We start from the raw sequence: 1,459 nt of genomic DNA on the forward strand, positions 1-1,459 counted from the left end.
GCTACCGCTCCGCCAACTACCGCTCCGGTGACGGCTCGGCCGCGCCGCACCTGACGGTGACGTACAACTCGTATCCCTCGACGCCCAGTTCGACGGCCATCTCGCCCTCGCAGGTCAACGCCTACAACGGCAAGCGGTACGTCACCTCCCTGACCCCGACCCTCTCGGCGAAGGTCACCGACTCCGACGGGTCGGCCACGAAGGGCCAGTTCGAGGTCACGGCGGACCCGGCCTACGCGGACACCACGTACACGTACACGGGGACTTCGGCCTCGGTGGCCTCCGGTGCGACGGCGAAGCTGGCGATCCCGTCCGCCTCCGCCATCCCGGCCGGTGTGCACCTGCGCTACCGGGTGCGGGCCTACGACGGTACGGACTACGGCAGTTGGACCGGCTACACCACGTTCGTGATGAACACCGGCCTGCCCGTCGCACCGACCGTCACCTGTGCCACGTACACCCAGAACGGCTGGACGGCCAAGGCGAGCGCCGCCGACACCTGCACCATCGACACCACCTCCACGGACGGCGCGGGCTACTACTGGGGGCTCGACAACAGCAGCGTCCCGAACAAGAAGCTCGACACCACCAAGGGCAACGGCGGCGACGCCGCCACCGTGAGCATCGACCCGGCCAACGGCTGGCACACGCTCTACGCCCGCACCGTCGACTCCGGAGGAAACCTTTCCGCGGCAACTACCGCCTACAGCTTCGGCGTTGGCGCTGACGGCGCCGCGATCCTGTCCCCGGCCGCCGGTGACACCACCGCCCGCCGCCTGACCCTCGCCGCCAAGGGGCTCACCACCTACACCGGCGTGACCTGGCAGTACCGACGCGGCGAGACCGACACCTGGCACACCGTCCCGGTCGGTGACGTCACCGCCACCGGCTCCGCGGTCTCCGCATGGCCGGTCGCCGTCACCTCCGGCACCGCCACCAAGTTGGTCTGGAACACGGTCAGTTCACTCTCCGAGGACGGTGCGATCCAACTCCGGGCCGCCTTCACGGACGGCACGACCACCGGCTACTCGCAGACCGTCGAGGCCACCCTCGACCGCGACGCGGGCACCGCGCCCACCGCCGAGGTCGGACCCGGTGAGGTCAACCAACTCACCGGCGACTACACGCTGGACGCCACCGACGCGACCGCCTTCGACGCGAGCGTGGAGCGGACGTACTCCTCGCGCGCCAACTCCACCGACACCGAGGGCCAGGCCGAGATCTTCGGTCCCGGCTGGACGTCCTCCGTCACGGGCGCGGCGAGCGACTACACGCAGATCCGCAAGACCTCGGACACCTCCGTCGAACTGCTCAGCGCGGACGGCAGCGCGATCGCCTTCACCGCGGCCTCGGGCAGTGCCTGGAAGCCGCAGAGCGGCGCCGAGGACCTGACCCTGTCCGGCACCCTGTCGGGCACGAAGTTCACGCTGACCGACACCGACGCCGACACCACCGTGTT

At 70.0% G+C, this 1,459-nt stretch carries 1 protein-coding gene; it reads left to right on the forward strand.

The window, feature by feature from the left end; translation table 11 throughout:
• Window positions 1-1,459 (forward strand): DUF6531 domain-containing protein (locus ACFWI9_RS34180; RefSeq protein ID WP_387169174.1); only part of this gene is annotated, 1,459 nt, incomplete at both ends.

The organism is Streptomyces sp. NPDC127084, from assembly GCF_042724175.1.
Classification (GTDB): domain Bacteria; phylum Actinomycetota; class Actinomycetes; order Streptomycetales; family Streptomycetaceae; genus Streptomyces.